This window comes from Acuticoccus kandeliae, from assembly GCF_003073115.1.
Genome location: NZ_QBBV01000005.1, coordinates 210,945 through 223,310 on the forward strand (window position 1 = coordinate 210,945; position 12,366 = coordinate 223,310).

At 68.3% G+C, this 12,366-nt stretch carries 8 protein-coding genes; 4 read left to right on the top strand and 4 right to left on the bottom strand.

Translation table 11 applies throughout. The features are described 5' to 3' along the window. Nucleotides 1-22 precede the first annotated feature (22 nt). The 3 genes from DBV35_RS27775 to DBV35_RS27785 all read right to left on the bottom strand — a co-directional run bounded on the left by DBV35_RS27775 (nt 23) and on the right by DBV35_RS27785 (nt 4,161). The gene (locus DBV35_RS27775) at nt 23-1,222 is read right to left on the bottom strand and encodes a type 2 periplasmic-binding domain-containing protein (protein WP_108663672.1); all 1,200 of its coding nucleotides are present in this window, start codon (nt 1,220-1,222) and stop codon (nt 23-25) included. A 43-nt stretch (nt 1,223-1,265) separates the two neighbouring features. Then, nucleotides 1,266-2,357 carry an ABC transporter ATP-binding protein gene (locus DBV35_RS27780; RefSeq protein ID WP_108663673.1) on the bottom strand — a complete coding sequence of 364 codons (1,092 nt, stop codon included), beginning with the start codon at nt 2,355-2,357 and terminating at the stop codon, nt 1,266-1,268. Between the two features lie 235 nt (nt 2,358-2,592). Continuing rightward, the gene (locus tag DBV35_RS27785; protein WP_157962023.1) at nt 2,593-4,161 is read right to left on the bottom strand and encodes a TCP-1/cpn60 chaperonin family protein; all 1,569 of its coding nucleotides are present in this window, start codon (nt 4,159-4,161) and stop codon (nt 2,593-2,595) included. Nucleotides 4,162-4,289: 128 nt separating this feature from the next. Here DBV35_RS27785 and DBV35_RS27790 point away from each other — a divergent pair, with 128 nt between their 5' ends. The 4 genes from DBV35_RS27790 to DBV35_RS27805 are packed head-to-tail and all read left to right on the top strand — an operon-like array spanning nt 4,290 to nt 10,942. Then, complete coding sequence (locus tag DBV35_RS27790) at nt 4,290-6,347, top strand: hydantoinase/oxoprolinase family protein (RefSeq protein ID WP_108663675.1); 2,058 nt, start codon at nt 4,290-4,292, stop codon at nt 6,345-6,347. Nucleotides 6,348-6,356: 9 nt separating this feature from the next. Beyond that, nucleotides 6,357-8,174 carry a hydantoinase B/oxoprolinase family protein gene (locus DBV35_RS27795; protein WP_108663676.1) on the top strand — a complete coding sequence of 606 codons (1,818 nt, stop codon included), beginning with the start codon at nt 6,357-6,359 and terminating at the stop codon, nt 8,172-8,174. Further along, nucleotides 8,174-9,982 carry a hydantoinase B/oxoprolinase family protein gene (locus DBV35_RS27800; protein WP_205648911.1) on the top strand — a complete coding sequence of 603 codons (1,809 nt, stop codon included), beginning with the start codon at nt 8,174-8,176 and terminating at the stop codon, nt 9,980-9,982. The genes DBV35_RS27795 and DBV35_RS27800 overlap by 1 nt, the downstream gene beginning before the upstream one ends. Before the next feature lie 3 nt (nt 9,983-9,985). Beyond that, the gene (locus DBV35_RS27805) at nt 9,986-10,942 is read left to right on the top strand and encodes an aminotransferase class IV (RefSeq protein WP_108663677.1); all 957 of its coding nucleotides are present in this window, start codon (nt 9,986-9,988) and stop codon (nt 10,940-10,942) included. A 21-nt stretch (nt 10,943-10,963) separates the two neighbouring features. On the opposite strand, the gene DBV35_RS27810 is transcribed toward DBV35_RS27805, so the two are convergent. Continuing rightward, on the bottom strand, nt 10,964-12,151 hold the full coding sequence (locus DBV35_RS27810; RefSeq protein ID WP_205648912.1) for a M24 family metallopeptidase: 1,188 nt from the start codon (nt 12,149-12,151) through the stop codon (nt 10,964-10,966). Nucleotides 12,152-12,366 lie beyond the last annotated feature (215 nt).

A 12,366-nucleotide genomic window follows, 5' to 3' on the forward strand; every position in this document is an offset into this window, starting at 1 on the left:
ACGCGCCGCCCGCTCACGCGGATCAGGCGTTGAGGAAGCGCTGCCACTCCTCTTCCATCACGCCGGCATTCTCCGGCACGACCTTGCAGGCGAAGGGCTTCTGGAATTTGCGGGCGACCTTTTCCTCGGTCCACTTGAGGTTGGCGATGTCCTCTTCGGACCAGCCGTTCTCCTCGGCATATTTCACGCCGAGATCCATGTTCGGACCGGCATAGCCGCGTTCCTTCGCCTGCCAGGCACGGTATTCGCCGCCGAGGAAGTAGTTCAGCATCTTGTAGATGTTGTCGACGTTGTCCCGCTCCATGGCGGCCGAGGCGACGTGCGCACCGTGGCCCCAGAGGTAGTAGCCCTCGACGGTGAAGGCGTAGATCACCGTGTTCGGGCCGAGGGCGTTGTTCGCCTCCTTCACCGCCGGTTCCCAGCAGTTGATCATGTCCGCTTCGCGGTTGGAGAAGAGCTGCACCTGCTCCTCGAACGCGGTGAAGATCGTGCGGAACTGACCGGCCTGCTTGCGCTCCACGAGATAGTCCGCGACCGTACGCGCGGCTTCGGGCGGAAGGTCGGCCGGGTCCTCGACGTCGAGGCGGCCATGGTGCTTCAGGAAGTTCGCGGTCTCCGCCATGGACTGGAGCCAGCTCCGGTCGATCGCGACGCGGCCGCGCACGTCCTCGCCCTCGAAGAAGACGGTCCAGGGGATCTCGTCCATGCCGTCGGGCGAGGCGCCGATGATCTCGGGGAAATAGCCGAACGCGTCGCCGTTGCCGATGACCGGGACGCCGTATTGCTTGTCGTCGGCGCGCAGGAAGTTGGCGCGCTTCCAGGCGTCCGGCGTGCGCTCCCACAGCGTCAGCTCCGGGTGATCCTCCACGATCTCCGCGTAGAACCCTTCCGGACCGAGAAGATCCTCGGAACCGCCGTCGAAGATGAACACATCCTGGGTTTCGCCCAGATTGTTGCCCATGACATCGCGCATGAAGATGCCGATGTCCGCGTTGGTGGGCGTGTAGTTCATCTTGAGGCCGATCGAGTTCGTCATTCTCGACCAGTCTTTGAGCTGCGCGGTGGTGACGCCGTACAGGGAGACCTCGTTGGACGCGGCCCAGGCGGCCTGATCCATGCCCGGCATCATCGAGGCGGCGAGCCCCATGGCCCCGACGCTGAGCGTGGAGCCGAGAAAATCGCGGCGAGACAGGCCGTTGGCGTTCTTCGTATCGTCGGTCATGCGGTTCTCCAGGGGGGTTGGGAGCGGGAGGCGGCCTGTACGCTCAGGCGTTCATGACGATGCAGTCGTCCTTCTTCCACCAGACGAAGGACGGGTCCGGGACGGCGGAGGCGACGTCCCAGATGCGCGCCTTCATCGGCGCGACACCGGTGTCCACGGTTCGGTCGAGATATTTTCCCTTGTAGATCGCGCCGTCGCCGCGGCACGGGAGGACGTTGATGTCGTCCCGCTCCGGCGCGGCATCGGCGAGCGTCAGCCATTCGGCGCGCATGCCGATCGCGACCCTCTCCCCCGCCTTCGGCTTGCGCTTGCCGGACCAGCGGCCCGCGAGGCGCTCCTCGCCGACCAGCACCTCGGCGCGCTCCCCGTCGAGGGAGATGAGATCGCCCTCGAAGCAATTGTCGACGCCCATGAAGCGCGCCGCGAAGGCGGAGACGGGACGGTCGAAGATGTCCGTCGGCGTGCCGGTCTGCTCGATCTTGCCGTGGCGCATGAGGAGGATGCGGTCGCTCATGGTGAGCGCCTCCTCCTGGCTGTGCGTGATGTAGACGAAGGTGGTGCCGAGAGTCTTCTGCAGGCTCATGAGCTCGACCTGCATGTCGACGCGGAGGCGCTCGTCGAGCGCGCCGAGCGGCTCGTCGAGGAGGAGGATGTCCGGCTGGGGGACGAGCGCGCGGGCGAGCGCGACGCGCTGGCGCTGGCCACCGGAGAGCTGGTGGACGCGGCGGTCGTACATGTCGTCGAGCTGGACGAGGCGCAGCGCCTCGCGCGCACGCTTCTGCCGGTCGCCGGGCGGCGTGCCCCGCACCTTCAGCCCGTAGGCGACATTCTCGCCGACGCTCATGTGCGGGAACAGAGCGTAATTCTGGAAGACGGTGGTGCAATTGCGCTTGAAGGCCGGGGTGTCGCGCACGTCGACGCCGCCGAGGCGAAGCACGCGCACACTATAAGGTGTCTCGAGGCCCGAGATGATGCGCAGAAGCGTTGTCTTGCCTGAGCCGCTTTCGCCCAGGATCGTCAGGAATTCGCCCTGGACGGCTGTAATGCTGACGCCGTCGAGAGCGACGACTTTATCATACACGTGCACGGCATCGATGATCTCGAGGATCGGCGCGGCAGGAGGCGATGTCGTCATCTCATTCCCCGTGTCGTGTCGCAGTCACCCGAGCCACGCCTTGGCGCGGCTCATGAGCCGTTTTGTGATCACAAAATGAGTGCACGGCTCGACACCACTGTCAAAGTAATAAGCGGCGTTTGTCGAGATGAATTTGTACGCAGTCGAGTCTGCTCGCTTAGGCAACGCGCCTTTCGCCTAGTCAAAATGCCAAAGTTCGGCGCAGAATCGCCACAATAACATCGAGGTGGCGCCGTCATTCGGAGTACATCGAGATCGAGGCGGCGACTCCCATGAGGGTGGTCGCCGTCGAGGTGGCGCCGCGGAGGGCCGCGGTCAGGACGGCGACCGGCTCCGCAAGGGTGCGCGCGGGCGCCATGCACCGCTGCTCGACATCGAAGGCGAGGTCGCGCGGCGCCTCCGCGAGGGAGCGCGCGACGGCCCGGCCATCGAGCCCGGCATTCGCCGCGATGGCGGCCGTCGGCGCGGCGAGCGCGCCGGCGAGGACGCGGCGCGCGAGCGCGGCGGCATCCGACGCGTCGCCGCTCCCGCCCGCGTGCGCGGCGCGGATATAGGCGGCCGCCCCGCCGGGCGCGATGCCCTCCCGGCGCGCTGCCCGGACCGCGGAAAGCGCCCGCTCCGCCTGGGCTTTTCGCGCATCCTGCTCACGCTTGTCGCGTCCGCCGATGCGCACCTCGACGATCCCGCCGGTGAAGCGGGCGAGCCGCTCGGCGTGTTTCTCCCGGTCAAGGGAGAGGGACGTTTCCGCCTCCATCGTGAGCCGCAGGCCCTCGGCGTAGCGGGCCGCCGCAGCGGGCTCTCCCCCGCCCTCGATGATGGTGAGGCCGCGCGCCGTCACCCGTGCGCGGCCCGCCCGCCCGAGCATCGACGGGCGCAGCCCTTCGAGCGTCGTCCCGAGGTGGGGCGCGATCACCGACGCGCCGGTCGCCGCCGCGATATCCTCCAGATAGCGGGCCTTCCAGAGCCCCGCGCCGGGCGCGCGCGCGGCGGCGACCGCGAGGCCGGCCTTCCGGTTCTGGACGAGCGTGCCGATGGCCTCGTCGCCGTAAGCGTCGGCGACGATGAGGAGGCTCTTGCCCGCCCCCGCGATCATCTCGAGGACGCGCGCGAGCGACGAAAAGGTCTCGATGATCCCGCCATAGAGGAGCACCAGAGGCGCCTCGACGACGCTTTCGCGCGCCCCCGGATCGGTCGCGAGATGAGGGCTCGCCCAGCTCGTCTCGAAGTGCATGCCGGGCTCGTGAACGCTCTCGTCGCGCTCCGTCAGCGCGCGGGCGATGGTGACCGCGCCGTTCGGCCCCGCCGTCGCCGCCGCCTCCGCGATGAGGGCGCCGAGGGCCGCGTCGCCACCCGCCGCGCGCGTCGCGATCGCCAGAAAATCCGCCGCTTCCGCGGGCTCGGCGGCGGCGAGCAGCGCGTCGATCACGGCCCGCGCCTCCCGCTCCATCTCGCGCCGCAATTCCGTCGGCGCGTGGCCTGCGAGGATTGCCTTCTCACCGTTCCGCAGAAGTGCGCGGGCGATGAGGATTGCGGTCGCCGTGCCGTCCCCGACCGTCTGCGCGGTCCGCCAGGCGAGCTCGCGCATGGCGACGATGCCGGAGCGTTTGCCGGGCGCGTCGTCCTCCAGCGCCTTCGCGATCGCGTATCCGCCCGAGATCCACTCCGGCACCCGGTTCGGGCGGCCCGACAGGACGGCGCGCCCGCACGGGCCGATGGTGGTCGCCACGGTGTCGGCGACGAGGTCGATCCCCCGCGCGATCGGCGCCCGCGCGCGCTCTTCTAGGCGAATTATCCTTGAGTTCATCTCGGTCAATACCTAGCCAGGTTCGGTCCGTCACAGACTATTTCATGGCACCTCCCTTGCATACGGCGCGCCAAAGCGGAAAAGTGTGATCACTATATCCGAACCGCCCCACAAAGGAGAGGACGTCGATGCGTCTGGCTTGCGATACCGGCGGCACCTTCACTGATCTCGTTGTCGAAGAGGGCGATACGATCCGCCTCTTCAAAGCCTCGACCACCCCGGACGATCCGGTCCGCGGCGTGCTCGATGCGCTGCGTCTCGCCGCGAACCACGCGGGCGAGGACCTGTCGACCTTCCTCGGGCGTGCCGACGCGTTCATTCACGGGACGACGCGTGCCATCAATGCGATCCTCACCGGCAACACCGCCAAGACCGCTTTCCTGACGACGAAGGGGCACCCGGACATCCTCGTGATCCGCGAGGGCGGGCGGACGGAGCCCTTCAACTTCACCGTCCCCTTCCCCGAACCCTATGTCCCGCGCCGCCTCACCTTCGAGGTGCCCGAGCGCATCATGGCGAACGGCACCGTGCGCGAGGCGCTCGACGAGGCGGCCGTCCTCGAGATCGTCGAGAAGCTGAAGGCGATGAAGGTGGAGGCCGTCGGCGTCTGCCTCCTGTGGTCGATCGTGAACCCCGTGCACGAGAAGCGCGTCGGCGAGCTCCTCGCCGAGCATCTGCCGGGCGTCCCCGTCAGCCTCTCCCACTCGCTGAACCCGACGCTGCGCGAATATCGCCGGGCCTCCGCGACCGTCATCGACGCCTCGCTGAAGCCCTTGATGTTCGACTATCTCGACAGCCTCACCCGGCGCCTCGGCGAAGCCGGCTTCAACGGCCGCACGCTGATGGTGACGTCGGGCGGTGGCATCATGGACGCCTCGATCGTCGCCCGCGCCCCGATCCACTCGATCAATTCCGGCCCCGCGATGGCCCCCGTCGCCGGCCGCTTCTATTCCGACCGCGACTTCGACGGCCGCCCCGCCATCGTCGCCGACACCGGCGGAACGACCTACGACGTCTCCCTCGTACGCGACGGGCGGATCCCGTGGACGCGCGAGACCTGGATCGGCCAGCCCTTCCGTGGCCACATGACGGGCTTCCCCTCCGTCGACGTGAAGTCGATCGGGGCGGGCGGCGGCTCGATCGCCTGGGTCGATGGCGGCGGCCTCCTGCGCGTCGGTCCGCAATCGGCGGGCTCGACGCCCGGCCCCGTCTCCTACGGCAAGGGCGGCACGGAGCCGACGGTCACGGACTGCTCCATCATCCTCGGCTATATCGACCCGGACTTCTTCCTCGGCGGCACGATGGTGCTCGACCGCGAGGCGGCGCGCGATGTCCTGAAGGCGAAGATCGCCGACCCGCTCGGGCTCACCGTCGAGGAGGCGGCCGCCTCCGTCCTCACCCTCGCCACGGAAAAGATGGTCGGCGCGATCGACGAGATCACCGTCAACCAGGGCATCGATCCCTCGACCGCCATCCTCATGGGCGGCGGCGGCGCGGCGGGCCTCAACGCCGTCGCGGTCGGGCGCCGCCTCGGCTGCGCGGGCGTCCTCATCCCGGAGGCGGGCTCCGTCCTCTCGGCCGCCGGCGCGCTGATGTCCGACATCTCGTCCGACTATGCGCAGATGCTCTACACGACGGATCGCAAGTTCGACTTCGACGCCGTCAACGCGGTGCTCGCCTCGCTGGAGGAGCGCTGCAAGGCCTTCGCCGCCGGCCCCGGCTCCGATGCGCTGCGCAACACGATCACCTTCTCGGTCGAAGCGCGCTACATGCACCAGATCTGGGAGATCGAGACGCCGATGGCGATGGCCCGTATCGAGAACCAGGCCGATCTTGACGCGCTGTGCGCCGCCTTCCACGCCACGCACCGCCAGATCTTCGAGATCACCGACGACGAGAGCGACATCGAGTTCGTCACGTGGCGCGCGAAGGTGAACTGCGTCATCCGCGAAGGCGGGACCGGCAAGCTCCCGCCGGAAGCGCCGGGCGGCACGCTCACCAACCGCAAGGTCTATTTCAGCGAGACCGGATGGACCGACGCGGAGGTGATCCGCTTCGAGACGATGAGCGCCGACCGGGAGGTCGCAGGCCCCGCGATCATCGAATCCTCCTTCACCACCGTCGTCGTCGATCCCAACACCAACGCCCGCCGCACCGAAGGTGGCGGCCTGCGCATCACCTTCTGAGGCCGGGGCATGGAAAAACAGATCTCCGCGCCGCGCGCCGATGGTGTGCGCACCGCGATCCTTTCGAGCCGGTTCGAGAGCATCGCGCGGAAGATGCAGAACACGCTCTTCCGCACCGCCCGCTCGGGCATCCTCAACACCGCGCACGACTTCTCGTGCGTGATCCTGACGCCGGACTGCCGGCTCCTCGCCGCGGCGGAGAGCCTGCCGAGCCACACGCTGACGGGGCCGGACATCATGTGCCGCACCGTCAAGCGCTATCACCCCGACCTCAAGGCCGGGGACTGCTTCCTGCACAACAGCCCCTATGAGGGCAACTCGCACGCGGCGGACCATTGCCTCATCGTCCCCGTCATCGATGCGGGGGGAACGCTGCGCTTCTTCGTCCTCGCCAAGGCCCACCAGGCCGATTGCGGCAACGCCAAGCCGACGACCTATGTCGCCGACGTCGCCGACGTCTACGAAGAGGGCGCGCTGATCTTCTCCGCCGCCAAGATCCAGTCCGACTACAAGGACAACGAGGATCTCATCCGCATGTGCCGCGCGCGCATTCGCGTGTCGGAGCAGTGGTGGGGCGACTATCTCGCGACGCTCGGCGCGGTCCGCATCGGCGAGCGCGAGCTTCTCGCCCTCGGCGGCGAGGTCGGCTGGGAGGCGCTCGAGGACTACGCCGAGGACTGGTTCGACTATTCCGAGAAGAAGATGGTCGACGCCATCGCGCGCCTGCCGTCCGGCAAGCGCACCGTCTACACGGCGCACGATCCCTTTCCGGGCGTCCCGGAGGGCATCCCGATCACGGCCGATGTCGAGATCGATTCCGAAGGCGCGATGATCCGCGTCGACCTTACCCGCAACCCGGATTGCACGCCGACCGGCCTCAACCTCACGGAGGGGACATCCTCCTCGGCGGCGATGGTCGCGATCTTCAACGGGCTCATCGATCACACGGTCCCGGTGAACGCGGGCAGCTTCCGCCGCGTGGAAATTCGCCTCCGCGAAAATTGCTGCGTCGGCATCCCGCGCCATCCGGCCTCCTGCTCGGTGGCGACGACCAACCTTGCCGACCGCGTGTCGAACCCCGTGCAGCGGGCGATCGCGGAGATCGCACCGGGCTTCGGGATGGCCGAGACCGGGCCGATCATGCCGCCCGGCATGGGCGTCATCTCCGGACGCGACCCGCGCCACGAGAACGAGCCCTTCGTGAACCAGGTCCATATCGGCGTCACCGGCGGGGCGGGCACCCCCGTGACGGACGGGTTCCTCTTCATCATCCACGCCGGCAATGCCGGCATGTGCCACATCGACAGCATCGAGGTCGACGAGCTGCACCACCCGCTCTACGTCGCCGGCCGCGAGATGCAGGTGGACACCGAAGGGGCCGGCACCTTCCGCGGCGCCCCCTCGATCCGGGCCGAGTTCGGCCCCATCGAGGACTGCACCATGAAGGTGCTCTACACCGCCGACGGCTCGAAGAATGTCGCCCTCGGCGCGCAGGGTGGCGGCCCCGGCGCCCCCTCCCGCGCCTTGAAAGCGGAGAAGGACGGCTCGCTCACCACCTTGCCGCCCTGCTACGGCGCCGCGCTCCTTCCGGGCGAGACGATCGTCTCCTACTCGGCCGGCGGCGGCGGCTACGGCTCGCCGCTGAAGCGCGCGGCCGAGCGCGTCCTCGCCGACGTGAAGGACGGCTGGATCAGCCCCGAGCGCGCCCGCGAGGTCTACGGCGTCGTCGTCACCGGCAGCCGCGCCGACGATTCGCTGACGATCGACGCCGCCGCGACGGGCGAGACCCGCGCGCGCCTTTCAGCCGAGAAGACGGGAGCCGCATGATGAACATCCAGACCGTCGCCAAGCTCACCATGGAGCGGTCCACCGCTTCGAGCGGCGTGAAGATGGCGCTCCTCTCCAACCGGATGGAGGGCATCGCCCGGAAGATGCAGAACACGCTCTTCCGCACCGCGCGATCCGGCGTCCTCAACACCGCGCACGACTTTTCGTGCGTGGTGCTGACGGCCGACTGCCGCCTCCTTGCGACAGCGGAGAGCCTGCCGATCCACACCCTCCTCGGCCCCGACCTCATGTGCCAGGCCGTCCGCCGCCACCATCCGACGCTGAAGGCGGGCGACTGCTACATCCACAACAGCCCCTACGAGGGCAATTCGCACGCGGCCGACCACTGCCTCATCGTGCCCGTCGTCGACGAGGGCGGCACCCCGCGCTTCTTCGTCCTCGCGAAGGCGCATCAGGCCGACTGCGGCAACTCCAAGCCGACGACCTATATGGGCGACGTCTCGGACGTCTACGAAGAGGGCGCGCTGATCTTCTCGGCGGCCAAGATCCAGTCCGGCTACCGGGACAATCAGGACCTCATCCGCATGTGCCGGGCGCGCATCCGCGTGTCCGAACAATGGTGGGGCGACTATCTGGCGACGCTCGCGGCCGTGCGCATCGGCGAGCGCGAGCTTCTGGCGCTCGGCGAGGAGTTCGGCTGGGACGCGCTCGAGGATTATGCCGAGAGCTGGTTCGACTATTCCGAAGAGAAGATGATCCAGGCGATCAGGCGCCTCGCGACCGGCGCGGCGACCGTCCACTCGGGCCACGACCCGTTTCCGGGCGTCCCGGACGGCATTCCGGTGAACGTCTCGATCAAAATCGACGCCGACGCGGCGCGGATCGAGGTCGACCTCACCGACAATGTCGATTGCCAGCCGTGTGGCCTCAACCTCACCGAGGGCACCGCGAGCACGGCGGCGATGATCGGCATCTACAATGCCATCAAGGACCACTCGGTGCCGGTCAATTCCGGCAGCTTCCGCCGCATCGACATCAAGCTGCGCGAGAATTGCGCGGTCGGCATTCCGCGCCATCCGGCCTCCTGCTCGGTGGCGACCACGAACCTTGCCGACCGTGTGTCGAACCCCGTGCAGCGCGGCATCGCGGAGATCGCGCCGGGCTTCGGCATGGGCGAAGGCGGCCCGATCATGCCGCCCGCGATGGGCGTCATCTCCGGCAAGCATCCCGGAAGCGGCGAGGCGTTCGTCAACCAGATCTTCCTCGGGATCACCGGTGGCCCCGGCACGCCGACGACGGACGGGTTCCTGACCCTCATCCACACCGGCAATGCGGGCCTCTGCCGTCAGGACAGCGTGGAGGTGGACGAGCTGCACCACCCGCTCTTCGTCAACGGCCGCCAGCTCGTCCCCGACAGCGAGGGGCCGGGCGCCTTCCGCGGCGCGCCCGCGATGGAGGCCGAGTTCGGCCCCATCGACGGCTGCGAGATGACGCTGATCTACACCTCCGACGGCACGATCAATCCCGCCGCCGGCGCTGCCGGCGGTGGCGCGGGGGCGCTCGCCGACCAGTACAAGCGGCGCACCGACGGCACGCTCGAAAAGCTCCCCGCCTGCCATGCGGTGAAGCTTTCGCCGGGCGAGACCGTGCTATCCTACTCGTGCGGCGGCGGCGGTTACGGGCGGCCCGAGACGCGCGATGCGGTCCGGGTCCTCACCGATGTCGCCGCCGGGCTCGTGACGGCGGAGCGGGCGCGCGATGTCTACCGGGTCGCCATCGTGACCGACGCGGCCGGCTTTCCGGCGATCGATGAAGGCGCGACCGCCGCACTGCGCGCGAGAGGCTGAGCGATGACCATTCTCGACACCGACACCACCGCCCCCTCCCCCGTCGCGGGCTACGAAGCGGGCGCCGCCTATCTCGACGGCGCCTTCATGCCGGTCGGCGAGGCGCGCATCCCGGTCACCGATTTCGGCTATCGCCGGTCCGACGTCACCTACGACGTCGTCGGCGTGTGGGAGGGCAGTTTCTTCCGCCTCGACGATCACATCGCCCGCTTCCGCGCCTCGATGAACGCGCTGCGCCTCTCCCCGCCCGAGACGGACGAGGAGATCCGCGCGATCCTCAACACCCTCGTCGCGACGGCGGGCCTCACCTCGGCCTATGTCGCGATGGATTGCCTTCGCGGCGTGCCGAAGCCCGGCCTGCCGCGTCATCCGATGAACGCGCGCAACTATCTCTCGTGCTACGCGGTCCCCTGGATCTCGATCGCCTCGCCCGACCAGATGACGCGCGGCAAGCATCTCATCATCGCGCAGGCGCTCCGGATCCCGCCTGAATCCTTCGAGCCGCGCGTCAAGAATTTCCATTGGGGCGACCTCACCGCCGGTCTCTTCGAGGCGGCGGACAAGGGCGCCGACACCGCCGTCCTCCTCGACATCGACGGCAACGTCACCGAGGGACCGGGCTTCAACGTGTTCTCGATCACCGACGGTGTCGTCGCGACGCCGGCGCGCGGCGGCCTCGACGGCATCACGCGCCGGTCGGTGATCGAATTGTGCGCCGATCTCGGCATCGCGTGCGAGGTCCGCGCCGTCCCGGCGGCCGAACTGCGAGACGCGGACGAGATCTTCACCTCGACGACGGCGGGCGGCATCATGCCCGTCTCCCGCATCGACGGCCGCATCCTCGGCAACGACCGCCCCGGCCCCATCACGACCCGCCTGAAGGACGCGTTCTGGGACAAGCGCGCCGCAGGCTGGCACGCGACCCCGGTGGACTACGGCGCGGCGTTGAAGCGGGGCTGAGGGGCGTTGGTGCGAGACGTCTCAGGCGACGTGAACGCCGCGGGGTAGAGCGGACAAAGGCCGTGGCGCTCCGTCGGTGATCAGCACGGTGTCGCTGACGGCAACGGTGAAGCGGTTGTACGCCCGCAGCGAGATCGGGATGTGGAACGCCATGCCCGGCTCGAGCGGGACGTCGACGCCGCGGAACAGCGACAGGATGTTGCCCTCACCCCAGTCGGGCGCGAACGAGATGCCGATCGAATAGCCTGAGCGCTTGCGATAGCCCGCCGTCTGGCCATGAGCGTCGATCACGGCCTGGGCGGCGTTGTGCACGTCCGCGCATGTCTTTCCGGGGATCATGCAGCCGAGGGCGGCGTCGTAGGCCTCCTCGCACACCTCGTACATGGCGCGGGCATCGGCCGGAACGTCGCCCAGAAAGACGGTGCGGAACAAGGCGGCGTGGTAGCGATTGTAGGCGGCGGCCGATTCCAGGATGACCACATCGCCCGCTTCGATGGTGCGGCGGCGCCAGGTGGTGTGCGGCACGCCGGCCCGCGGGCCGGACGTGACGAACGGCGCCATGCCGACATATTCCGACCCCGCCGCGATCGACGCCCCCATAATGGCGGCGGCGACGTCGTTTTCGCTGGCACCGACGCGGGTGGCGGAAAGGCCGGCCTCCATGCCCTTGTCGTTGGCGGCGGCGGCCGCGATCAGCTGGTCGATTTCACGGGGTGATTTGACCCGGCGCAGCGACTCGACGAGCCCGGACGCGTCCATCATCGGACCGAACCGCTCTTCGAGCATGGCGTACGCGTTGACGGTGAGGAACCAGGCTCCTTTGTCGATGGCCACACGCTTGCCGGCCCAGCCGCGCGCCTTCAAAACGTCGGCGACGGCGACCGGCGGGGGCACGTCGTCCGCATAGCCCTCAATATCGTCGATGAACGTGTTGAGGCGGGCGTTCATCACCTCCAGACCGCGCAGGACGATGAAGGGCGCATCCTCGGCCGGGATGCACAGTGCCTGGAACGTGTAATATCCGGGCGTCTGCTGGCCGCTGAGATAAAAGACGTTTTCCGGACCGGACACGATCACCAGGTCGATCTCGCGCGCGGCCATCGCGGCGCGCAGTGCCGCCAGCCGCGAGTCATACTCGACGGACGGAAACGCGCTCTCGGCCCCCTGCGGGACAGCCTTGATCATGTCGGCGAGGTCGGACTGGGCCACGTGCCCTCCTGGCAGTTGAGCAATCAGGCGGCAGCTCGGCAGCCGCAGCGGTTTCGTACTTTATGGATTCAATAGTGCAACACAAGCCTGATTTTGTGGCGCATTGGTCATGTCTTTATGCCATTGTTGTGCAAAATATCAGCGCGCGCCGCCCTCCAAGAGCTAGCAAGGGATGCGAACAATCGCTCAGGATGCGCGCCGACGACCTCCTACCA

What these genes read in the sequence shown, in the direction of transcription:
- DBV35_RS27795 (WP_108663676.1), top strand. Translation starts at nt 6,357, where the DNA reads ATGGAAAAACAGATCTCCGCGCCGCGCGCCGATGGTGTGCGCACCGCG.
- DBV35_RS27780 (WP_108663673.1), bottom strand. Translation starts at nt 2,357, where the DNA reads ATGACGACATCGCCTCCTGCCGCGCCGATCCTCGAGATCATCGATGCC.
- DBV35_RS27790 (WP_108663675.1), top strand. Translation starts at nt 4,290, where the DNA reads ATGCGTCTGGCTTGCGATACCGGCGGCACCTTCACTGATCTCGTTGTC.
- DBV35_RS27805 (WP_108663677.1), top strand. Translation starts at nt 9,986, where the DNA reads ATGACCATTCTCGACACCGACACCACCGCCCCCTCCCCCGTCGCGGGC.
- DBV35_RS27800 (WP_205648911.1), top strand. Translation starts at nt 8,174, where the DNA reads ATGAACATCCAGACCGTCGCCAAGCTCACCATGGAGCGGTCCACCGCT.
- DBV35_RS27785 (WP_157962023.1), bottom strand. Translation starts at nt 4,161, where the DNA reads ATGAACTCAAGGATAATTCGCCTAGAAGAGCGCGCGCGGGCGCCGATC.
- DBV35_RS27775 (WP_108663672.1), bottom strand. Translation starts at nt 1,222, where the DNA reads ATGACCGACGATACGAAGAACGCCAACGGCCTGTCTCGCCGCGATTTT.